The 309-nt window shown below is 51.1% G+C and carries 1 protein-coding gene; it reads left to right on the forward strand.

The window, feature by feature from the left end:
• Nucleotides 1-309 (forward strand): hydantoinase/oxoprolinase family protein (locus HBA93_RS20225; protein ID WP_286202093.1); only part of this gene is annotated, 309 nt, incomplete at both ends.

Genomic DNA, 309 nt, shown 5'->3' on the forward strand with positions numbered 1-309 from the left:
ATCTATGGCTTGGCCGCATTAACCGCGATTATTTCTGCGGCGGCTCAGTTGTTGCAGATATGGATGCAACAGAAAAAGCATTATCCGAACTTGGCAGCAAGCTAGGCATTTCCAATGATGATGTTGCGCGAGGCATCTTGCGCATCGCAAATAACAATATGGTCAATGCGCTGAAACTGGTGTCGCTGAATCGCGGGCATGATCCGCGTGAATTTACACTGGTTGCTTTTGGCGGCGGCGGCGCATTGCATGCGGTTGCACTTGGACTGGAGCTGGGTGTTAAAAAGGTCGTTATTCCTGCCGGTGCTG

Source organism: Ochrobactrum sp. SFR4, assembly GCF_019730395.1.
Lineage (GTDB): Bacteria > Pseudomonadota > Alphaproteobacteria > Rhizobiales > Rhizobiaceae > Pseudochrobactrum.